This is a genomic window from Vibrio sp. Isolate24 (genome assembly GCF_022398215.1).
Lineage (GTDB): Bacteria > Pseudomonadota > Gammaproteobacteria > Enterobacterales > Vibrionaceae > Vibrio > Vibrio coralliilyticus_A.
In genome coordinates, this window is sequence record NZ_JAKEUU010000001.1 from 1771113 (window position 1) to 1793431 (window position 22319).

Here is a 22319-nt window from a genome sequence, read left to right on the forward strand (position 1 = left end):
ATAAAAACCGAGCGCAGAGTATATAGAGTGTGTATGAAAAGCACAAAAAAAGCGCCTGCCGAGGCAGACGCTTTATCGTTCGCTTTTAGAAAGCTTAAGCTGGTTCTTGGAAAATCACCGAATCTGCTTTCTTGGTATACTGATCCATCTTATGGAAGTTCAAGTAGCGATAGGTATCAGCCGCTGTCGCATCAATCTGCTTGGCATATTCTAAGTACTCTTCTTTGGTTGGAATCTTACCTAGAATTGCACCGACTGCTGAAAGTTCAGCGGAAGCTAGAAAAACATTAGCTCCCGTACCTAAACGGTTCGGGAAGTTACGCGTTGATGTCGACATTACTGTCGCTTTGTCAGCGACACGAGCTTGGTTACCCATACACAATGAACAGCCTGGGGTTTCGATACGCACCCCGGCGCGACCATAAATACCGTAGTAACCTTCTTCAGTGAGCTGATCGCGATCCATCTTAGTCGGTGGAGCAACCCATAAACGAGTATCTAATTGGCCACCATATTGCTCTAGCAACTTACCTGCAGCACGGAAGTGGCCTATGTTGGTCATACAAGAACCAATGAACACTTCGTCAATGTTAGTGCCCTGCACTTCTGATAGAAGGCGAGCATCATCAGGGTCGTTTGGTGCACATAAGATTGGTTCGCTGATTTCAGCCATGTCGATTTCAATCACATGTGCGTATTCAGCATCTTTATCCGCTTCCATCAATTCAGGATTCGCTAGCCACTCTTCCATCGCTGAAATACGACGCTCGATCGTACGGCGGTCGCCATAACCTTCCGAAATCATCCACTTCAGCATGGTGATATTCGAGTTTAGGTACTCTTCGATTGACTCCTGCGACAGTTTAACCGTACAACCGGCCGCAGAACGCTCAGCAGAAGCATCAGACAATTCAAATGCTTGCTCCACTGTCAGAGTTTCTAGGCCTTCAATCTCTAGGATACGGCCTGAGAATTCATTGATTTTACCGGCTTTTTCTACCGTCAATAGACCTTGCTGAATCGCGTAGTAAGGGATTGCATGAACCAAATCACGTAGTGTGATACCTGGTTGCATCTCACCTTTAAAACGCACCAAAATAGATTCAGGCATATCCAATGGCATAACACCCGTTGCCGCTGCGAATGCGACTAGACCTGAACCTGCCGGGAACGAAATACCCAACGGGAAACGAGTATGTGAGTCACCGCCTGTCCCGACCGTATCAGGCAATAGCATACGGTTTAGCCAAGAGTGGATAATACCGTCACCTGGGCGAAGTGAGACACCACCACGGTTCATGATGAAATCAGGTAGCGTATGGTGTGTGTTTACGTCGACTGGTTTTGGATAAGCAGAAGTATGACAGAAAGACTGCATCACAAGATCAGCAGAGAAGCCAAGACATGCTAGGTCTTTTAGCTCATCACGCGTCATAGGGCCCGTTGTATCCTGAGAACCTACTGTTGTCATCTTAGGCTCACAATATTGACCAGCACGAACGCCTTCAACACCACAAGCTTTACCAACCATCTTCTGAGCGAGTGTGTAGCCCTTGTCTGAAGCCGTTGGATCAACAGGCTTAGCAAACAAATCGGTTTCTTCTAGACCAAGAGAAGTACGAGCACGGCTTGTCAAACCACGACCAATGATCAATGGAATACGACCACCAGCACGTACTTCATCAAGAAGCACTTTGCTCAGTTCAAAGTTTGAAATTTCTGCACCATCTTTACGCACAACACCTTCATATGGGTAGATGTCAATCACATCTCCCATGTGCATGTCTTGAACGTTCAACTCGATAGGTAGAGCTCCGGAATCTTCCATTGTGTTGTAGAAGATTGGCGCGATTTTACCACCTAGACAAATGCCTCCAGTGCGTTTATTCGGTACGTAAGGGATATCCTCTCCCATGAACCATAGCACTGAGTTGGTCGCTGACTTACGTGAAGAGCCTGTACCAACGACATCACCCACATACGCTAAAGGGATACCATCTTTTTGCAGTTCTTCAATTTGTTTGATTGGACCGACACTACCCGGCTGATCTGGGTTAATCCCTTCACGCTCCATTTTAAGCATCGCTTTCGCATGCACTGGAATATCTGGACGTGACCAAGCATCAGGCGCTGGAGATAAGTCATCGGTATTGGTTTCACCGGTCACTTTAAAGACTTTAACTGTGATTTTTTCAGCCACTTTTTCTTTTGAGGTAAACCACTCAGCATCAGCCCATGACTGAAGTACTTGCTGTGCGTATGAGTTACCTGCTTTGGCTTTCTCTTCTACGTCATAGAAAGCATCGAACATCAGTAGCGTGTGAGATAGCGCTTTTACTGCAATGGGTGCCAAAGCGTCATCATCAAGAAGGTCAACAAGTGGCGCGATATTGTAGCCACCTTGCATCGTACCCAACAGCTCAGCTGCTTTTTCACGGCTAACAAGTGGTGATTCCACTTCACCTTTGGTAATTGCCGTCAGAAAACCTGCTTTAACATAGGCAGCTTCATCAACACCAGGAGGGATACGATTTTCTAACAGGTCAAGAATAAAATCTTCTTCACCTTGAGGGGGATTTTTCAGAAGTTCGACAAGACCAGCAACTTGCTCAGCGTCTAGTGGTTTAGGAACAACTCCTTCAGCAGCACGCTCTTCGACGTGTTTACGGTAGGCTTCAAGCACGACTTTTTCCTCTCATTGCGGTTCCTTCGTTATTATTACTATTATTCAACGTAACGAAGTGAACATCCTTGGAAACTTGGCTCTCCTTTTTGCCATATTTTTCATTCATTTTGAGTGAGAAACAGTGCCAAAGAGGCCAAACTGTGGGCGGTAGAATAGCAAATTTAACGATAAATTAAAATCTCATCATTTTGACCAACATAGCAACTTAAGACTAAAGTTCTATGATTTTCTTCGCTTAATTTCGTCAATCTCATGTGACGAGAACGCATAATCGACCAAATCAATCATTGCATAACTATTTAAAACTTGTTCCTATGATCAGGTAAACTGAATCATAGTTTTGCTCGGTTCGACCATAACCAAGCATGATAGGCCCAACGGGAGAATCAATCCCAGCAAATACGGAACCTGCCGCGTATAAAGGGGCGTCATCCAGCTTGATACTTGGATCTGACCACACTCCGCCATACTCAAAAGACGCACCGAGATAGAATGGTGATGAGAACAAGCCGAAATCATTATCAAACCAACGATAACGGTATACCAAGCTGCCAAACGCTTTATTTTGACCAATCAAACTATTACGTGGGATACCCGACAAATTAAGGAAGCCGCCAAGTTCCTTAGGGTCAATAATCAATGACGAGTTTTTGCTCTCAACAACCCCCATATCAAGATTTGCGACCAAAGTATGTCGTGAAAAACTGTTAGCATAAATGATCTTAGCGCCGTACTCATAAGCCGTGTCTTCGTCATGACCATCAAACACACTACCGGAGCTACCAACACTCTCATCATGGGACACTAAATAATCTAAGTTGAGATACAGCCCTCGACTTGGCAAGCTGAAGTTATCCAATGTATCGAGACGATAATTAGCAAAGGCTCCCAATCTTCTAAATGAGACATCTCCCAATGAGGGGACCGAAGCTAGCTCACCTGACCCATCCGTATACCTGACTCCCACTTTAAATCGGCGCCATAAAGTATCTTGATAGCCAATCGCCCACTCCGACTCCCATTCAGTAAACGATACCGGGAGAAAGTCCTGAGTCGCTTTCAATGAGGGTTCTTCCACTCCGTCAAAAGGTACATTAACCTTCTCATTACTGAATGTAACTCCCAACGTCGTAAAGAGATCTGAGCTAGAGAACAACGGACTATAGAGCTGACCTTCAATCAGTTTGTCCGTGCCCATTTCCAAATTGAGGGTAAATTCTGCACCGTATTCATTGAGGTCAGTAAAATTAGTCGACACCCCGATAGAATATTGACTGTCAGTATCAAAATCATCTTCGAGGAAAAAGCGGAAATTGACATAATTAGGACCCCAAGATTTTTCTCGAACGTTGACCACTAACGCCTCTTGATCATCCACCTTTTCATAGCGATAGGTGATCAATTCAAAACGGTCTAAGGCATAAAGGTCTTGGATACTTTGTTCTACATCAGAGGTGCGATATCGTTGACCAACTTTTAAGTTAAGATGCTTTTTAAGCACATCATCACTGTAGTGAGTGTGATTGTGGATGATGATTCGCTCGACTTGGATTTCATCGCCATAACGTAACCGACGTCTCGCATCTTCTTTCTTATCAATGTAATCCTGATACTGAGATGACGAAACACTGTAGCGTTTCAGTAATGCTTCATTCTCAATGGCAATCTGATAGCCCTTCTCGAAAGCCTCAGGCATTTTATTGAATTCTGTTGTTTCCATCCCCCCAACTTCCGGTTGAAGGAGGACATCTTGATCAGTGAGAGTTTTAGCTTGACGATTGGTAGTACTTCGAACCAAATAATTGGATAACTGATCCGCTATGGTGAATAGGGTCGTGAAATCATCTTCGCCTTTATAGTCCGTACTAATATCAACAGCAATCACCACATCTGCTCCCAGCTTACGGGCAATGTTGACTGGCATGTTATTCGTCACTCCACCGTCGACCAATAGCTGACCATTTAACTCGTAAGGAGGCAGTGCCCCTGGCACCGACATACTCGCCATCATGGCATCGACCAAGTATCCGCTATCGATCACGACAGGTGTCAGTTCAATAATGTCGGTAGCCACCGAACGGTAAGGAATGGCAAGATCATCAAAAGAGGTAAATGGGGGGAGGTTACCAGAGGTTTCACGCAAGATTTTTAACATGCCCTGCCCCTGAACAATACCACGAGCAGCATGCACTTCTCCCCAGCGCAGCCCCAAATCAGTGGTCAACTGGTATCTGTCTTCATACTCTTTATCACGCACGCGACGTTCACTTCGGTCAACACGGTCGCGGTAACCACTATTCCAATCCACCGTTTCAATCAGAGCTTCAATTTCATCGGCACTCATACCTGTCGAGTACAAACCGCCAACATAGGCTCCCATACTGGTACCGGTAATAAAGTCGACGGGAATTCTCAACTCTTCAAGCGCCTTCAAAACACCGATATGGGCAGCGCCTTTCGCGCCACCACCAGCCAGAACCACCGCAATTTTGGGGCGCTCTACAGGTTCTGGCTTTCTTTTCGTCTCAGAAAAGGCGACTTGTGGCATCACAACTATATTCGTGATTAGAAGCCAAACTAGTTTTCTCACTCTAGAGTTCCCTTCTCATTCTCATACACCGAATCGAGCAATAGATACGCCCAACGATTTACCAACTGAATATTTTTTTTATCCATTGTGTGGGTTGATTGTCACACTGCTGTTTAAGCACACCGTTAGCATCCCAAACGGGCAACTTAAACGAGTTATCGCAATCCAGTTGTAAGCTCCCCTGCTCTGTGGAAGCAAAGCCAAGTGTACTGATCCCTTTTGGCCAAGGTAGCGTCAGTTTTTCTGGTATGCGGTGATTGAGATATTCTGCATAAACTCGTAGCGCACCACTAGAGCCTGTCAGCTTTGTCGGTTTATTATCGTCACGACCTAACCAAATGGTTGTCACTTCCCGGCCATCTACGCCAACAAACCAACTGTCTCGAGTATCGTTACTGGTACCGGTTTTCCCAGCCAGAGCCGCCCAGCCAAACTGGCTGTTGAGATAACGGCCTGTTCCCTCAAGCACACCACGCTTCATGGCATACGTCGTCAACCATGCCGCTTGTTGGTCAATAGTTTGCGACATACGAGGCAAAGACTGATACAAAACATTACCTTCCAAATCAACGACTGAACGCAGTGCAGAGAGTGGGGCTTTTTTACCCGAGTTCGTTAACGTTTGATACATCTGCGCGACTTGAAACGGCGTTAAAGTAAATGAACCAAGAAACATGGATGGTACCGGACGGATCTCATTACGGTCCACCCCCAGCTTTTCCAAGGTGTTGACTACATTAGGGATTCCCAATTTCATCCCAAGCTCTACCGTCGGCACATTGAGAGACTTTGCCAATGCAATGTACAAAGGTACATCACCCCGGAACTTACGATCGTAATTACGAGGTGACCAAACGCTGCCCTTCGATCCTTTAAGGCTGAGAGGTTTATCATGCAAAGTGGTCGCCAAGTTGTATTTATCAGGTTGTTCGAGTGCCGTTAGGTAAACCGCAGGTTTCGCCAATGAACCGATTTGCCGACTGGCATTGAGTGCGCGGTTAAAACCGTCATAGCCGGTCTTCTTTCCCCCTACCATGGCGCGGATTTCTCCAGTATGTCGATCCACGGCTATAGCCGCTCCTTCCAAAGACTTCCCTGCTACCTTACTCAGTTGAGGAATTTTCTTCGCAATCGCTTGTTCCAGCTCTTGTTGAGAAACCGGATCGAGAGAAGTAAACACCCTCAACCCCATATCAGCCTGAAATGCATCACCGACTTTTTCTTTCAGCTCAATTTTCAGTTGCTGGAAATAAGCAGGCTGACGGCTGGCGATACGTGGATTGTCTTGAATATCGAGCGGCTGGCTGGCTGCCATATCAAATTGGTTAGCACTCAACATTCCCTGCTGCATCATTAAACGCAACACTAAATCACGGCGCTCTTTTGCACGCTCAGGAAAGCGAATGGGATTGTAATAGGACGGACCTTTAACCATCCCAACCAATAAGGCCAATTGATCGATTCTCAGCTCTTGAATCGGCTGCCCAAAATACAAACGCGACGCTAAGCCAAAACCGTGAATAGCCTCACCTCGACTTTGACCTAGATACACTTCATTAAGATAACCTTCGAGGATGCGATCTTTGCTATAACGATAATCAATGATCAACGCGATGTAAGCTTCACGGATCTTACGCCACAAAGTGCGGTCACTGGAAAGAAAAATGTTCTTGGCTAACTGCTGGGTCAGCGTACTACCGCCTTGTACGGTGCGACCAGCTTTGATATTGGCGACTAACGCCCGAGCAATAGCGAAAGGTGATACGCCATCATGCTGGTAAAAATCTCTGTCTTCGGTTACTAGTAGTGCATCAACCATCACCTCTGGGAACTGATCTCGCCGCAAAAATAAGCGCTGCTCATCATGATTTTTTTCCAACATGCCCAACATTTTAGGTTCAATGCGCAGATAACCAAGATCGCCTGATGATTCAAGCGACTGAATTCGCGTCAGTTCTGAACGGTCAAAATGCAGCATTACATGACGGTCAGGCTCTGGCCCATCAGTAAACTCAAATGGGCGACGAATCAGCTCAATCTTAGTCGATGAGGAAGAGTACTCACCAGGGTAACGCGGCTGCTGCACTTTGCGGTAATTGAGCACGTCTAACTCATTACGCACTTCTTGAATGGATATTGAATCGCCAGGAGAAAGGTTAAGAATGCGCGCATACACGACCGTTGGGAGATCAAATAACTGACCTTCAAAGCGTTGCTTGACCACACTATCGAGGTAAATCCCAACAAACAAAAGCACAGCAAAACCAGCCAAGCTTAACTTCCAACTCACACTCCATAGCGTCTTCAACCAGCGGTGTGGGCCTTTGGAGGACGATTTACGTTGAGTTTGAGCCCGCTTTCGAGTTGGTCTCTTGGTTGTTTTCGCTTTACTGCTCGTAGTAGTTTTTTTCTTGGTCATGAGTTCATTTGTCGCTTAGTTTTGGTCGTTGCCACATGATTAGCTGGGTCATCAGGCCACACATGCTTGGGATAACGCCCTTTCATTTCTTTTTGCACCTCTTTGTAAGCCCCAGCCCAGAAACTGGCTAAATCGCGTGTCACTTGCAGTGGCCTTTGCGCAGGAGAAAGCAGCTCCATAACCAGTGTTTTTCGGCCATCAGCAATATGAGGCGACGTTTGCTCACCAAACATTTCCTGCATGCGAACAGAAAGTACCGGCTCTTGGCCTTGTTGATAGCGTATCTTCTTTTTTGACCCAGTGGGCACAACATAGTGTGTCGGTAACCATTGTTCAATTTCTTGATTGAGTGGCCAAGCGATATAAGCCTGTAATGCCGGCTCCAAGTCCACTTTTGCTAATGCTTTCAGTGAGGTCACTCCTACAAGATAAGGCTCCAGCCACTGCTCTAAATTATCCAGTAACTCAACGTCCGACACTCCCGGCCATTGCTGCTCTGGCAACCACTCTGCCGCACATCTAATGCGTTCGAGGGTTTCTTTACTTTTTTCCGACCAGTTTAATGCATCGAGTCCTTTGCGGCGGACATAGTTGAGTAAAGCTTGAGTCATTTTTTGCTTATCTGGCTCTGGAAGTGAGCGACGACTAATGACCAAGCGACCAATTGTTCTATGTTGCTCAGCAATCAGTCGACCTTTATTTTCATCCCAATCTACATTCTCTTTGTCATCAATCAGGGAAGAAAGCCACGATTCGACAGCCAATAAATCCAACTCTACTGCAGAGAATACTTTGGAAGCCTCAGAGTGACTGCGCATGAGCTCAATCGCGACTATGTATTCCGAGCTGGACAATCGTTCATCATCCGCCATTTCAGCCCCGTGACCATTAGCCAAAAGAAATTTACCTGCCTGCCCAGTTCTTAATTGCCCAATACGGTCAGGGAATGCGATAGCCAGAGCTGCCGTAACCAAAGCCTCATCAACAGACGCCAGAGAAAAGTTGACAGACAACTTGCGCGCCAATGTTTGCGCCCGTTGGAAAACCATTTTTTGCTTGCTGTGCTGGCCGCGCTTCAGGCGGTCAATGCTCTGCAGAAAGTCCAAAATATGACGCTCAGGCTCTTCTAATAAAGCGGCAACAGCCGCCGCAGTATTAGCCCAATCTTGCTGTGCTGAATGCGTCAGCATAGCTGCGATGCGTGGCTCAACACTAAGCTCGCTCGCTAACCGACCTCGTTCCGTTAACTTATGATTGGTATCCAATAATCCCAGCTTGTGTAAAAGAGAACGAGATTGGCTCAAACCGCTCACAGGCGGTTCATCGAGCCAGTTTAGTTCAGCCGAATCTACCGTTCCCCACTGAGCAAGTTCAAGACTTAAAGCGGCAAGGTCAGAGTACAAGATTTCGGCTTGAGGTACTTCAGGCTGCTGATTTAACTGACCTTCACTGTATAAGCGTAAACAAATACCAGGCTCAACTCGCCCTGCACGTCCAGCCCGCTGTTCCGCAGACGACTGTGCTATCCGAACTTGCTCAAGCCTAGTAATACCGCTTTTAATGTCAAACTTTGCGGTTCGCTCCAACCCTGCATCAACCACCAATCGAATACCTTCAATGGTCAGCGAAGTTTCAGCAATATTCGTCGCTAACACCACTTTGCGCTTACCTGAAGCTGCAGGCTGAATCGCAGCTTGCTGCTGAGTGAAACCCAACTGCCCGTACAAAGGACACACCTCTACCTCATCTGGCAATGCAGTCAGCCGCTCTTCAATGCGCTTGATTGCCGCCACACCGGGGAGAAACGCCAACAACGACCCTGACTCTGAATGGAGCAACATACTGATATGTTTGACCATTGCATCTTCAAATCGCTCATTGGGACGTAACGGGTGGTATCTGTACTCAACCGGAAAACTGCGTCCTTGCGACTCAATGTAGCTCGCTTCCGGCATCAATCGGCCCAATGCTCGCTCATCCAATGTCGCAGACATAACGACTAACTTAAGATCCTCTCTTAAGGCTTCTTGAATTTCCAAGCTAAACGCGAGCGCGGTATCAGCATGAATGCTGCGCTCATGAAACTCATCAAAAATCAGTAGAGAGACACCATTGAGTTCTGGATCAGATTGAATCATTCGGGTCATGATGCCCTCGGTCACGATCTCAAGTTTTGTCTCAGGGCTGACTTTAGTTTCTCCACGAACTCGATAGCCAACCTGCTGACCTACACTCTCTCCTAATTGCTGGGCTAAGTAACGGGCAATATTGCGCGCCGCTAGTCGCCTAGGCTCAAGCATAATAATTTTGCCTTCGACCACATTATTGCGTAGTAGTTGTAAGGGAAAGTATGTCGATTTACCGGCACCGGGCGCCGCTTTAAGGATGACTTGAGTGCTGTCGCGTACAGCCGAGAGCAACTCAGGCATCACGCTCTCGATAGGCAGCTGTGACAATGGAAAAACCTTATGGTGTAATAATGTGAATATTGTACATAAATCCAGTCCCAAATGAAGTTTGATCCCCAACTTGAATCTGCCATCTTAATTAAACGCTACAAACGCTTTTTGGCAGACATTACCCTACCCGACGGCAGCGAGCGTACTATTCATTGTGCCAATACCGGAGCGATGACCGGCTGCGCTACTGTAGGCAACACCGTTTGGTACTCAACGTCAGACAACCCGAAGCGTAAATACCCCAATAGCTGGGAACTGACACAGACAACGCTTGGGCACCGTATATGCATTAATACTGCAAGAGCCAACCAATTAGCAGTGGAAGCGATAGAATCAGGTGTCATTAGTGAGCTGCAAGGCTATGAACAGTTAAAGACAGAGGTCAAATACGGCAATGAAAATAGTCGGATTGATATCTTGCTCAAGTCACAACATCAGCCAACGTGCTATATAGAGGTAAAAAGCGTGACGTTGCTTGATGAAGAACGGCACGGGCAGGGCTACTTTCCCGATGCGGTGACCACACGTGGTCAAAAGCATCTGAGAGAGCTCACAGAAATGGCACAAAATGGAAGCAGAGCGGTACTTTTATTCACTGTTTTACATTCAGGGATTGAAAAAGTCTCTCCGGCACACCATATAGACGCAAATTATTCACAATTGTTGAAAAACGCACAAGACCAAGGAGTTGAAGTTCTGTGCTATAAAGCAGAACTTTCAAACACTGAGATGAAACTGGTGGAGCGCATCAATTTCACCTATTGAGAGAAAAAATGATGTCACCTTCACATTGACAACAACTTTACTCTCTAGAGTTTGCCTCAAATTGTTCTTTTTGCTATAGATACCCGCCTTAAAATCTAACTGCGAGCGCAGTTGACTAGGTGTTAGTAGGAGATGCTGCATGCCAGAATCGAAGAAAAAAGCGCTAGGCATCCTAGCCATTGCAGGGGTTGAGCCATACACAGAAAAAGCTGGTGAAGAGTACATGTCACCAGAGCAACTGGCTCATTTCACAAAAATTTTGACCGCATGGCGCAACCAGCTCAGGGAAGAAGTTGACCGCACCGTGCACCACATGCAGGATGAAGCGGCAAATTTCCCAGATCCAGTTGACCGTGCTTCTCAAGAAGAAGAATTCAGCCTTGAGCTTCGTAACCGTGATCGCGAGCGTCGCCTAATCAAGAAGATTGAGAAAACGCTTAACAAGATCGAAGAAGATGAATTTGGCTTCTGTGACTCTTGTGGCATTGAAATCGGTATTCGTCGCCTTGAGGCACGTCCGACAGCTGACCTGTGTATTGATTGTAAGACACTGGCAGAAATCAAAGAAAAGCAGATGCAAGGCTAGCATGCGCTTTTAATCATTAAGGTAAGAGGGAGCATAAGCTCCCTTTTTGATTTTGATACGACAGGAAATGATGAGTTATATAGGCCGTTTTGCCCCTTCTCCCTCTGGCCCATTGCATTTTGGTTCTTTGGTTGCCGCTTTGGGCAGTTATTTTCAGGCAAAATCTCAACAGGGACAGTGGTTAGTCCGAATAGAAGATCTTGACCCACCAAGAGAAATGCCCGGTGCGTCAGATTTGATCTTGCGGACATTAGAAGCCTATCAACTCCACTGGGACCAAGAAATCGTCTTCCAAAGTCAACGCCACGACTTATATCAAGGCCAAATTGAGCAATGGTTAGACTCACAGCAAGCCTATTATTGCCAATGCACCCGTAAGCAAATCAAAGCTCTGGGCGGTTTTTATAATGGCGCGTGTCGTCACCTTGCCCTCAACAATCCTAAAGATTGTGCTGTGCGTTTAACCATGACACATCCTGTTTATGATTTTGATGACCAAAAACACGGTAAATTGAGTATTCCTAAACCCTTAGCAGATGAAGATTTTATTATAAAACGTCGGGATGGATTATTTGCTTACAACCTTGCAGTAGTATTGGATGATATTGACCAAGGCATCACAGAGGTGGTTCGCGGCGCAGACCTGATTGAGCCGACAGGCCGCCAAATCAGTATGTATAAGATGTTAGGTAAGACACCTGTCCGTTACCTTCATCTGCCACTGGCATTGGATGAGAATGGTCATAAGTTATCCAAGCAAAACCATGCTCCAGCTATCGACAACAGCCAGCCTCGGCCAGCTCTTATCGAAGCAATGCACTTTTTAGGTTTTGATATACATAAAGAAATCACGCAGGCTAGTGTGGCAGAAATCATTGAGTGGGGCGTCTCAAACTGGCGAATTGACCAGCTACCAGAATCAACAGAGCTCACACCAAGATTCTCAAACCGCTCACTGTAAGCTATTATTAGCCGCAAATTCGCCCCAAGGGCAATAAACGGAATCATAAGCTAGTCCTAACTAGACACACTCAACCGCTGTTCACGCCAAGCGGAATCAGCGTAACGAGTCATTAATGCACATGAATAAAAACGACTATACACCAAGCGAAAAAGACAGTTATCCAGAGTTATCTCTGAACATTATTACTCGCCAAGAGCATAATATCTCTCGCAAACAAATCAGTGACAATGCATTGAAGGTGCTATACCGACTTCATGGTGCAGGCTTTGATGCCTTCCTAGTCGGTGGTGGTGTGCGCGATCTGCTACTGGGACAAAACCCTAAAGATTTTGATATCGCAACCAATGCCACACCAGAACAAATTCGTCAGCTGTTTAAAAACTGCCGCCTCATCGGCCGCCGTTTCCGTCTCGCACACATCATGTTTGGCCGCGACATCATTGAAGTGGCGACATTCCGTGGCCACCATCAAGAAACCAGCAAAAATATCTCTCAGCAATCCAAAGAAGGAATGCTACTACGTGACAATGTTTATGGCACTATCGATGAAGATGCAGAGCGCCGTGATTTCACCATCAATGCCATGTACTACAACATTGCTGACTATGCGATTCACGACTACGCTGGCGGTAATGAAGACCTCGAAGATCGACTGGTACGTTTGATAGGCGACCCAGAGACACGCTACCGCGAAGACCCAGTACGAATGCTTCGCGCCATTCGATTTGCTGTAAAGTTAGACTTTGATATCGAAGAAGACACCGCAGCACCGATCGAAGAAATGTCTTCACTGCTGGGTGATATTCCATCCGCACGACTATACGAAGAATCACTAAAAATGCTCCAGTCAGGATATGGACTGGAAACCTATCACCTGATGCGTGAATACAATCTTTTCCAGCAGTTATTCCCAATAATCTCTGCTGACTTCACGGAAGAGTATTCGTCAAAAACAGAGCAGATGCTTGACTTGGTTCTTGATTCAACGGATCAACGAATCGAAGAAGGTAAACGCATCAACCCTGCATTTATGTTCGCGGCTATGTTGTGGTACCCGTTACAAGAACGCGCAGCCTTACTGATGGAAAAGCGTAAGCTGTCTTACTACGACGCTATCATGGAAGCGAGTAACTACATTCTTGATGAGCAAGTTCGCACGATTGCAATTCCTCGCCGTCACACCGCGACTATTCGTGAGATTTGGCAATTACAACTGCGTATGCCACGTCGAAATGGCAAGCGTGCTTTCCGACTGATGGAGCTAAATAAGTTTAGAGCCGGCTACGATTTCCTTGAAATGAGAGGAGAAATAGAAGGCGGTGAAACGGAACAATTAGCCAAATGGTGGGAAACCTTCCAAAATGCTGGACGCAACATGCGCCAAGCTATGGTCGCCGAACTGGATTCGGACGCACCAGAACAAGGTAAAAAACGTCGTCGTAAGCCATTTCGTAAGAAAAAGAACAAGGCTTCAACATCATGATCACGGCGTACATTGCTGTCGGCAGTAACCTTGCCGATCCTGTGGCCCAAGCAGAAAGTGCGATTGATGCATTGAAAAAGCTACCAAGATCTGAGTTTAGTCAGGCATCGATGCTGTACAGTAGCACTCCGATGGGGCCACAAAACCAGCCGGATTACATTAATGCGGTGGTCGAAATCCACACTGAATTAACGCCTTTTGAGCTGCTTGACCGTACTCAAGCGATCGAGCAAGAACAAGGGCGTGTCCGTAAAGATGAACGTTGGGGGCCAAGAACTCTCGATTTAGATATTGTTCTTTATGGCAATGAGGTGATTGATTCCGAGCGTCTGACAGTTCCACACTATGGAATGAAAGAGCGCGAATTCGTGCTTTATCCGCTCGCAGAAATCGCACCAAATTTAACCCTCCCATGTGGGACCAGACTGGAAGACTTACTCAAAGTTGTCGATCAAAACGGTCTGCGTATTTGGCAATCATAGCCAACTCCTTAAAAGGAAAAATCATGAAAAAAATTACCATTAACGACCTGATGAAATGGAAGCAGGAAGGTCGTAAATTTGCGACTTCAACTGCTTACGATGCTAGCTTTGCCCAGCTATTTGAAAGTGAAGAAATGCCAGTACTGCTAGTGGGTGATTCACTAGGAATGGTACTGCAAGGTACCCGCGATACGTTACCTGTCACCGTAGAAGAAATCGCTTATCACACACGTTGCGTACGTGCTGGAAGCCCTAACTGCTTGCTAATGGCGGATATGCCATTCATGAGTTATGCCACTCCAGAACAAGCGTGTGACAGCGCTGCACAAATCATGCGTGCAGGTGCAAACATGGTAAAAATTGAAGGGGGTGACTGGTTAGTCGAAACCGTAAAAATGCTAACAGAGCGTGCCGTTCCAGTCTGTGCTCATCTTGGCTTAACACCTCAATCAGTCAACATCTTCGGCGGCTTTAAAGTTCAAGGTCGTGAGCAAGAAAAAGCCGATCGTATGGTACGTGACGCCCTCGCTCTACAAGAAGCTGGTGCGCAAATCATTCTCCTTGAATGTGTTCCTCAAGAGCTAGCAGCACGCATCACTGAAGTCTGCGATGTACCTGTTATTGGCATTGGCGCTGGCAATGTGACCGACGGGCAGATCCTCGTCATGCATGATATGTTTGGTATTTCAGCCAACTACATGCCGAAGTTCTCAAAGAACTTCCTTGCTGAAACAGGTGACATGCGTAAAGCTGTAGCTATGTACAAAGACGAAGTTGAAAGTGGTGCATTCCCAAGCGAAGCTCACACAATTGCGTAAGGATTTGACTGATGCAAACTTTTGCTGAAATTGCCGCTCTCCGTGAGCAGATCAAACAGTATAAGCGTGATGGTCGTACAATCGCTTTTGTTCCGACCATGGGTAACCTCCACGAAGGACACCTAACTTTAGTACGCAAAGCGCGCGAACATGCTGACATTGTCATCGTCAGTATCTTCGTTAACCCTATGCAGTTTGATCGCAGCGATGATCTTAATAATTATCCTAGAACTTTAGATGAAGACCTAAGTAAGTTGAGCGGTGAAGGCGTCGAGATCGTTTTCACTCCAACACCAGAGGTCATTTACCCTGAAGGGCTAGAAAAACAAACCTTTATTGAGGTCCCAGGGTTATCAAATATCCTTGAGGGCGCTTCTCGTCCTGGCCACTTCCGTGGTGTCGCAACCGTAGTAACAAAACTGTTTAACATCGTTCAGCCAGATGTGGCTTGCTTTGGCGAAAAAGATTTCCAGCAGTTAGCCGTCATTCGTAAAATGGCCGCAGATCTCGCAATGGATATTGATATTATCGGTGTGGCCACAGTGCGTGAAATGGATGGCCTTGCCATGAGCTCACGTAATGGCCTCCTGACGATTGATGAGCGTCAAAGGGCTCCTGTTTTAGCTCGCACAATGCGCTGGATCAGCAGCGCTATGCGCGGTGGCCGTGATGATTATGCTTCGATCATTGAAGATGCTAGCGATCAGCTACGTGCTGCTGGCCTACACCCCGATGAAATCTTTATTCGAGATGCTCGAACGTTACAAGCCATCACCACAGAAACGACTCAAGCTGTGATTTTAATGTCAGCATTTCTTGGCCAAGCCCGCCTGATTGATAATCAAGTCGTTGAAATGGTTGTTGAAGCGAAAGAAGAAGAAAATTCCGAAGCCCCTTCTGAGACGACAGAGTAAACGGTATTTTAATTAGGAAACGAAAAGGCTTGGCATTATGCCAAGCCTTTATTTTTTGTGAATAAAGCAGCTTGCTACGAGCGCAGGCCAATACCTTTTGTCACTAGGTAATGAGCCACAGTGTAAAGTACAACAACAAATATGCCTAACACGCCAAATGACGTTGCAATACCAACATCCGATACCCCAAGAAAGCCGTAACGGAATGCATTGACCATGTAGACAATTGGATTGATTTTCGACACACCTTGCCAGAAATCTGGCAACAGGCTAATTGAGTAAAACACACCACCTAGATATGTCAGTGGCGTCAAGACAAATGTCGGAATGATCGAGATATCATCGAACGTCTTCGCATAAACCGCATTAATCAACCCACCCAAAGAGAACACCACAGACGTCATAAATACGGTTGCGATGATGATCCCCCAATGATCCACTTGTAAGTCGACAAAGAACAACGAGACAAAGGTCACTATCGTCCCCACCAATAAGCCACGTACGACTCCCCCCATGACGAAACCCCAAATAATCACATAGTTAGGGACAGGGGCAACCAACAATTCTTCAATATTTTTCTGGAACTTAGCACTGAAAAATGACGAGGCAACATTGGAGTAGGAATTAGTGATCACCGACATCATGATTAATCCCGGCACTATATATTCCATATAACTGAAGCCGTTCATTTCACCAATTCGAGAGCCAATCAGGCTGCCAAAAATAATGAAGTACAGGGTCATAGTAATCGCTGGTGGAACCAAGGTCTGGACCCAAATTCGAGTAAAGCGATTGACTTCTTTGGTCAGTAGGCTACAAAAAGCAGTCCAATAAATACGATACATTTTATTGGCCTCCTTCGCGGACAATATTCACAAACAACTCTTCTAGTCGATTGGCCTTATTACGCATCGACAGTACTTTGATACCCTGCTCTGTCAATTGACTAAAGATGGCATTGAGCCCCTCACTCTTCTCGATTTCAATTTCTAATGAGCCATTGACAACAATCTGGCTGTTCACCCCTTTCAATGGAGGCACTTCTGCGCCATCTTCTAAATCAAGAATGAAGGTTTCCACATGAAGTTTATTCAACAGTGCTTTCATTGTGGTGTTTTCTATTAGCTCACCTTTGCTGATAATACCTATGTTGCGACACAGCATCTCAGCTTCTTCGAGATAATGCGTGGTCAAAATAATCGTGATGCCTTCTTGGTTAATCTCCTTAAGAAATTCCCACATAGAACGGCGCAGCTCAATATCGACACCAGCCGTCGGCTCATCCAAGATAAGTAACTTTGGCTCATGGACCAAAGCACGAGCAATCATCAGGCGTCGCTTCATACCACCTGATAAGTTTCGCGCACGTTCGTTACGTTTTTCCCACAAATCGAGTTTGGTTAAGTATTTCTCTGCTCTTTGCTTAGCTAATGTGCGGGGCACGCCATAGTAACCGGCTTGCTGAAGCACGATTTGTTCAACCGTTTCAAACTGATTAAAGTTAAACTCTTGGGGAACCAAACCTAAATTTTGCTTTGCCAGCTCTAAATCTTGGTCGATGTCGTAGCCAAACACTTTGACCTTACCTGAGGTCTTATTAACCAGTGAAGAGATCACGCCAATGGTTGTCGACTTACCCGCACCATTAGGCCCGAGCAAGGCATAAAAATCTCCCTTGGCGACGTTGAGGCTGATACCTTTCAACGCTTCAAATCCCCCCGCATACGTTTTGCGGAGTTGTTCAATTTCTAATGCGTACATAGTTTTCAGTGTAATCGTTGGTTGGTGCAGGTGTGGGTAGCGTGCGTGTGCACTTAGACAGCCACGAATTGCCAAAGAGTTTATCGTTGAATAACGATGAACACAATTACATAATTCGATTTATTTGGAAATATAAAATATTGCTACTCAATAAAAACGCCGCTGTCAATCAGCGGCGTATGGCGAAACTAGATGGATTGAAACTGGTGTTCATCACTATCAACATGCTTCAAAGCCGCTTTGAGAGCTTCGTAACGGAACTTATACATATTGCCTTCTGGTATCAAATCAATGACATGGAACTTTTCAAGCTGTTGCCTTGTACCCTCGTTAGGACACAATAGGTAGACTTGGCAATGTGCTTCAAGTGCATCTTTTATCGCATTCTCTAGGGCTAAACCGACGGTAACATCGATCATGGGAACATCAGTTAAATCGAGGATCATCACCTCGTAATCAGCGATACTGCTGTGCTGGCGAGAAATCGCTTTTGACACACTGAATATCATCGGCCCAGAAAGATAGAAGAACAGAACTTTGTCATTGGCACTGTCTAACAACGCTCTTTCGCTATCCGTCAGTGGCACATCATTTTCATCCGCATCACTGATCGCTTTAACCTGACGCGCCTGCTCGCGACTCAAACGTTCAATAATAATAATATTGGAAATAAAAACGCCTAACCCGACGGCTACGATAAGATCGACGAAAACGGTCAGCAGCATCACACCATACATGACCGCCATACCTGCAAAACTCACTTTATGAGCTCGCTGGATGAAACTCCAATCGAGGATATTGAAACCAACGTAGACGGCAATACCCGCTAAGACAGCCATCGGAATGGGCTCTGTGAGGCCACCTGCCACCAGAACCACCAAGGCTAGCACAAGCGCACGAATCACACCGGACAACGGAGAACGCGCGCCAACTTGAATATTGGTCACCGTTCCCATGGTTGCTCCCGCCCCAGGCAGCGCGCCAAATAAGCCTGAAATCATGTTCGCTAGCCCTTGGCCACGAAGTTCTTTATCTGAATCGTGCTCTTTACGTGTTAACGAATCGCCAATCACGGCAGTTAAAAGCGTATCAATACAACCCAGCGTACCCAGAACCAATGCATCAATCACCATCTCAGTGAACATCGAAGCATCAAAATGTGGAATAACCAAAGATGGCAAACCAGCAGGAATTTCACCGATACGACGAATATCCTCACTATCAAACACTATCACCGATAAAAGCGTTACAGCAATTAACGCAACGAGCTGAGCTGGAACGTATTTCCGGTATTTCTTCGGGAAGAAGAATAAAATTCCCAATGTCAGAAGCCCAAGGAACAGTTCACTAAACTTCATGTTAGCCACCGTATCAGGGAAGGCGGATAACGTGCCTAGCACACCACCGGAAGGGGCTGCGTGGCCAAGCAGTGGCGATAGCTGAAGGATAATCAGAATGACGCCGATGCCAGACATAAACCCAGAAATAACACTGTAAGGCATCAAAGTTACATACTTACCGAGTTTTAATGTCCCCAGTAAAATCTGGAATGCACCAGCCATCATCACAACCGTAAAGGTCATTGCCATACCTGTTTCTGGGTATTTGGCCATCATACTGGTCAGGACCGCAGTCATGATCACCGTCATTGGCCCTGTAGGCTCAGAAATTAGCGAGTTAGAACCACCAAATAGAGAGGCAAACAATCCAACTAAAATAGCCCCCCACAAACCGGCTTCTGCCCCAGCTCCAGAGGCCACCCCAAATGCCAATGCTAATGGCAAAGAGATGATAGCGGTGGTCACACCACCAAACACATCCCCTTTTAGGTTGATATCTTCAAAACGACTTCCAAACACAACTCAGCTCCACTGCTAACTAATGCAAGTTTGATGATTAAAGGTGCGGTAATTCAAGCTTCCTGTTTCTTCCCTGAATATCCGCATAAAAAGTAATTAAATTAAAGCAATCTTGTCGCCATCTTCGTTGATATGGTGACAAACTAATAACTTTAACAAATAGGCTTGTTCAAGGTTAGTCCGAATACAGATTCATCATGCACACTATATAACTCTTTGTTAGGTTCACTGCTAAGTTTATGTTTTTTAGCGATGAAACACGTCAGATGAGTGCTTGTTTACACAGTTTTGACAGGAACGGAATTGTAACATTGTGTATAGTAGCGAAAGAATTTTTAAGGATTGATTGTAAGATGCCGGAAATTAAACAGCTTTTTGACAATAACTCAAAGTGGTCTGAATCTATTAAGGCAGAACGACCAGAGTACTTTGCAAAACTTGAAGAAGGACAAAACCCAGGCTTCCTCTGGATCGGCTGCTCAGACAGCAGAGTTCCAGCAGAACGTCTCACCGGCCTTTACTCAGGCGAACTATTTGTTCACCGCAACGTGGCGAATCAGGTGGTTCATACTGACCTGAACTGTTTATCGGTTGTGCAATATGCGGTTGATGTTCTTAAGGTGAAACACATCATTGTTTGTGGTCACTACGGCTGTGGTGGTGTTAATGCCGCTATCGATAACCCTCAATTAGGCTTGATCAATAACTGGTTGTTGCACATTCGCGATAATTACCTCAAATACAAAGCACAAATAGAGTCCCTGCCACGAGATCAGTGGGGCAATAAATTGTGTGAGATCAATGTTGCTGAGCAAGTTTACAATCTAGGCAACTCAACCATACTACAGACGGCATGGGAAAGAGGCCAAGAGGTTGAGATTCATGGTTTCGTCTATGGGATTGGCAATGGCAAGCTCCAAGATTTAGGGGTTCGCTGTTCAAGTAGAGAAACCTTAGAAAACAGCCATCAAGAAGCGCTAAACAAGATTCTAACTTCACCAGTACTTGAATAGATAACAAAAGACCCGCATCTCGCGGGTCTTTTATTATTGGAATCAGAGTGCTTTATTCTTGAGGAACCACTTTACCAATGTAAGGTAGGTGGCGGTATTTCTGCGCGTAGTCAATACCCACACCCACAACAAACTCATCTGGAATGGCAAAACCAACCCAATCGACCGGCACTTCTACTTCACGTCGTGAGGGCTTATCCAGTAAAGTACAGATAGCAATAGACTTTGGTTCACGTAAAGAAAGAATCTCTTTAATTTTATTCAGCGTATTGCCTGTATCAATGATGTCTTCGATGATTAGAACATCTTTACCTTTAATATCATCATCCAAATCTTTAAGAATGCGAACATCACGAGAACTTTCCATCGTGTTGCCGTAGCTAGAAGCTGTCATGAAGTCTACTTGATGTGTCAGTTCAATCTTTCGAGCTAAGTCAGCCATAAAGACAAATGAACCACGTAACAAACCAACCAGCACCAAATCTTCACTGCCCTGATAGTGAGCTGTAATTTCTTTGCCAAGTTCATTGACGCGTTCCTGAACCTCTTGCTCAGAAATCATTACTTCTACTGTATGTTTCATACCAATCTCATTTTCTGCATTAACGATAGCTTATTCGACGCGAGTTCAGATATCGCCAGATGATTTTAAGCCCGTAGTTTATCACCACTGTGTAGCGAGAGAAACGTTTGCTTGATTAAAGACTGCAATAACCATATGCAACTACATGATCGATAGCACGGTATTAATAAAAATAATTATTAAATAAACTGAAATCGTTGACCTAATTAATATGCACCATTACACTCATTAATGCGAAAGCAATAATAAAATACTAATTAGGGCAAAAGCCCACATATACAACTCAATTGGCAAGGAAATATAACTATGGATTCTATAGCTAAGAGACCGCGTACGCGTCTTTCACCACAAAAACGTAAGCAACAACTGATGGAAATCGCATTAGAAGTGTTCGCTCGACGTGGTATTGGTCGCGGTGGTCACGCTGACATTGCAGAAATCGCCCAGGTTTCTGTAGCCACCGTGTTTAACTACTTCCCAACCCGTGAAGATTTGGTTGATGATGTACTAAACTACGTGGTTCGTCAGTTCTCTAACTTCCTATCTGATAATATCGACCTCGATATTCACGCGAAAGAAAACCTACGCAACCTAACTTCTGCGATGGTTGATCTGATTGTCAACGACTGCCACTGGTTGAAAGTTTGGTTTGAGTGGAGTGCTTCAACACGTGATGAAGTATGGCCTTTGTTCGTGACCACCAACCGCACCAATCAACTGCTGGTTCAGAACATGTTTGTCAAAGCCATCGAGCGAGGTGAGGTGTGTGACGAACACGATCCTGCAGATCTAGCAACACTGTTCCATGGTATTTGCTACTCATTGTTCGTACAGGCTAACCGTACTCAGGACGATGAGTCTGTGAACCGCCTGACACAAAGCTACCTAGATATGCTTTGCATCTACAAGTAAGTAGGCTTACGCCTTAATACTAGCC

17 protein-coding genes are annotated in these 22319 nt (G+C 45.6%); 9 read left to right on the forward strand and 8 right to left on the reverse strand.

Going from position 1 to position 22319, the window contains the following annotated elements; all coding sequences use genetic code 11:
• Positions 1 to 94: 94 nt before the first annotated feature.
• The 4 genes from acnB to hrpB form a co-directional block, all read right to left on the reverse strand.
• Positions 95 to 2683: a bifunctional aconitate hydratase 2/2-methylisocitrate dehydratase gene (gene acnB, locus L1D23_RS07820; RefSeq protein WP_239865223.1), complete on the reverse strand. Its 2589-nt coding sequence runs from the start codon at positions 2681 to 2683 to the stop codon at positions 95 to 97.
• Positions 2684 to 2981: 298 nt separating this feature from the next.
• Complete coding sequence (locus L1D23_RS07825) at positions 2982 to 5234, reverse strand: patatin-like phospholipase family protein (RefSeq protein WP_239865416.1); 2253 nt, start codon at positions 5232 to 5234, stop codon at positions 2982 to 2984.
• Between the two features lie 100 nt (positions 5235 to 5334).
• On the reverse strand, positions 5335 to 7695 hold the full coding sequence (mrcB, locus tag L1D23_RS07830; RefSeq protein ID WP_239865225.1) for a penicillin-binding protein 1B: 2361 nt from the start codon (positions 7693 to 7695) through the stop codon (positions 5335 to 5337).
• Complete coding sequence (hrpB, locus tag L1D23_RS07835; RefSeq protein ID WP_239865227.1) at positions 7692 to 10151, reverse strand: ATP-dependent helicase HrpB; 2460 nt, start codon at positions 10149 to 10151, stop codon at positions 7692 to 7694. The genes mrcB and hrpB overlap by 4 nt, the downstream gene beginning before the upstream one ends.
• 54 nt (positions 10152 to 10205) lie before the next feature.
• On the opposite strand from hrpB, the gene sfsA reads away from it, so the two are divergent.
• The 7 genes from sfsA to panC all read left to right on the forward strand — a co-directional run bounded on the left by sfsA (position 10206) and on the right by panC (position 16166).
• Entirely contained in the window at positions 10206 to 10919 is a 714-nt protein-coding gene (gene sfsA, locus L1D23_RS07840; RefSeq protein ID WP_239865229.1) for a DNA/RNA nuclease SfsA, read from the forward strand.
• 139 nt (positions 10920 to 11058) lie between these two features.
• The gene (dksA, locus tag L1D23_RS07845) at positions 11059 to 11505 is read left to right on the forward strand and encodes an RNA polymerase-binding protein DksA (protein ID WP_006958112.1); all 447 of its coding nucleotides are present in this window, start codon (positions 11059 to 11061) and stop codon (positions 11503 to 11505) included.
• Positions 11506 to 11575: 70 nt separating this feature from the next.
• Entirely contained in the window at positions 11576 to 12466 is an 891-nt protein-coding gene (gluQRS, locus tag L1D23_RS07850; RefSeq protein ID WP_239865419.1) for a tRNA glutamyl-Q(34) synthetase GluQRS, read from the forward strand.
• Positions 12467 to 12581: 115 nt separating this feature from the next.
• Positions 12582 to 13952 (forward strand): polynucleotide adenylyltransferase PcnB, encoded by a 1371-nt coding sequence (gene pcnB / locus L1D23_RS07855; protein WP_239865230.1) that lies wholly within the window; start codon positions 12582 to 12584, stop codon positions 13950 to 13952.
• Positions 13949 to 14434, forward strand: a complete 486-nt coding sequence (folK, locus tag L1D23_RS07860) for a 2-amino-4-hydroxy-6-hydroxymethyldihydropteridine diphosphokinase (protein ID WP_239837799.1) — start codon at positions 13949 to 13951, stop codon at positions 14432 to 14434. Before pcnB ends, folK begins: the two co-directional genes overlap by 4 nt.
• A gap of 23 nt (positions 14435 to 14457) precedes the next feature.
• Positions 14458 to 15252 carry a 3-methyl-2-oxobutanoate hydroxymethyltransferase gene (gene panB, locus L1D23_RS07865; protein WP_239865231.1) on the forward strand — a complete coding sequence of 265 codons (795 nt, stop codon included), beginning with the start codon at positions 14458 to 14460 and terminating at the stop codon, positions 15250 to 15252.
• 11 nt (positions 15253 to 15263) lie between these two features.
• Complete coding sequence (panC, locus tag L1D23_RS07870) at positions 15264 to 16166, forward strand: pantoate--beta-alanine ligase (protein ID WP_239865232.1); 903 nt, start codon at positions 15264 to 15266, stop codon at positions 16164 to 16166.
• A 74-nt stretch (positions 16167 to 16240) separates the two neighbouring features.
• Here panC and L1D23_RS07875 read toward each other — a convergent pair whose 3' ends face one another.
• The 3 genes from L1D23_RS07875 to L1D23_RS07885 all read right to left on the reverse strand — a co-directional run bounded on the left by L1D23_RS07875 (position 16241) and on the right by L1D23_RS07885 (position 19786).
• Positions 16241 to 17011, reverse strand: coding sequence for an ABC transporter permease (locus L1D23_RS07875; protein WP_239865233.1), 771 nt, complete (start codon positions 17009 to 17011; stop codon positions 16241 to 16243).
• 1 nt (position 17012) lies between these two features.
• Positions 17013 to 17927: an ABC transporter ATP-binding protein gene (locus L1D23_RS07880; protein ID WP_239865234.1), complete on the reverse strand. Its 915-nt coding sequence runs from the start codon at positions 17925 to 17927 to the stop codon at positions 17013 to 17015.
• Positions 17928 to 18115: 188 nt separating this feature from the next.
• On the reverse strand, positions 18116 to 19786 hold the full coding sequence (locus tag L1D23_RS07885) for a SulP family inorganic anion transporter (protein WP_239865235.1): 1671 nt from the start codon (positions 19784 to 19786) through the stop codon (positions 18116 to 18118).
• A gap of 353 nt (positions 19787 to 20139) precedes the next feature.
• On the opposite strand from L1D23_RS07885, the gene can reads away from it, so the two are divergent.
• Positions 20140 to 20799 carry a carbonate dehydratase gene (can, locus tag L1D23_RS07890; protein WP_239837804.1) on the forward strand — a complete coding sequence of 220 codons (660 nt, stop codon included), beginning with the start codon at positions 20140 to 20142 and terminating at the stop codon, positions 20797 to 20799.
• A gap of 52 nt (positions 20800 to 20851) precedes the next feature.
• Here the strand turns inward: can and hpt are convergent, their stop codons facing one another.
• Positions 20852 to 21382, reverse strand: a complete 531-nt coding sequence (hpt, locus tag L1D23_RS07895) for a hypoxanthine phosphoribosyltransferase (protein WP_239837805.1) — start codon at positions 21380 to 21382, stop codon at positions 20852 to 20854.
• Positions 21383 to 21688: 306 nt separating this feature from the next.
• On the opposite strand from hpt, the gene L1D23_RS07900 reads away from it, so the two are divergent.
• Positions 21689 to 22294, forward strand: a complete 606-nt coding sequence (locus tag L1D23_RS07900) for a LuxR/HapR/OpaR family quorum-sensing transcriptional regulator (protein ID WP_239837806.1) — start codon at positions 21689 to 21691, stop codon at positions 22292 to 22294.
• The last annotated feature ends 25 nt before the right edge of the window (positions 22295 to 22319 follow it).